This window comes from Vibrio sp. 070316B (assembly GCF_013114115.1).
Classification (GTDB): Bacteria; Pseudomonadota; Gammaproteobacteria; order Enterobacterales; family Vibrionaceae; genus Vibrio; species Vibrio chagasii_B.
Window position 1 is genome coordinate 1 of the sequence record NZ_VTYC01000074.1, and the last position, 1,019, is coordinate 1,019.

The following is a 1,019-nucleotide window of genomic DNA, read 5'->3' on the forward strand; positions in this document are numbered from 1 at the left end:
GAGCAGCAAGCGCTGAATAACCAGTTGTTTAAACTGCTGGGTTGTACGGTAGGACAAGGCGATAACCTGTGCGCGAGCCAGACGCAAGCGCAGAGAAAAGGCAGCTTAATCGCTCAACAGCAACAAAGCATCAAAGCAGCGACGCTAGGCGTCGAGCGAGCACAGAAAGCACGTCAAACTATCGAAGGCAACATCACCATTGAGATGGAGCGTCTTGAGCAAGAGAAGCAAGTTCATGATGCGATTGATAAAATCATGGTGCAGTTTGGTCAGAATGAGTTGTCGTTGAGCCAGTTGCTTGAAGCGAAACGAGATGCGGAACGCAATGGTTCCTCGTCAGGCAACGCTTATGTCGATATTAGTGAGTTACTGAAACAGGACGATTTAGACACGCTGGATGACTTTGTTAGCGAAGCGGGCAACGTCGATTTATCCGCAGTGCAAGCGGCGTTGGCTAGCTTAAAGGAAGACCTGAAAGACGTGCCGCGTGATGACGCTATTGAGTACACACAAACTTTGGCAGTGTTAGAGCGTGCGACAATCCGAGGTCTTGAGCGCGGTTTACTTGACGTGAATTCTAAGGCGCGCATTAAAGCGCTCATGTTAGAGCTCAAAGCGGCTGAAGTGGACATCGCGAAGTCGATGAGCTACCTGGCTTATGAAGTGGAAAGGCTGGCAGGGTTCACTGCAGAAGCTGAGCGACTGATTGCGCAGTTGGGTGAAAATCAGCAACAACAGGCAGACCGTTATTATGCTAACCCAGTGCATTACAGCGTACTGACAAAAGAGGCCTTGAACGCTGAGTTAGCGTTTGCAGAGCTGCAAGAGTGGATGTTCTATGCCGTTCAAGCGTTGGAGTACAAGTGGCAAGAAGCCTTTGTTGCGCCAGATAAAGGGTTCAATCGCGCGTCAGTTTTTAAAATTCAAACAATCCCGCAGTTGGTTGAATACTTTAAAGCGTTACAGAGTTTTGATGACATTCGTAATCTGAGAACAAGCCAAGAGGCGACGGATACTCT

General features: G+C 48.8%; 1 pseudogene. It reads left to right on the forward strand.

Annotated elements, in window-relative coordinates:
* Positions 1 to 1,019, forward strand: a pseudogene (locus tag F0251_RS24240) (hypothetical protein); the annotation flags it as partial.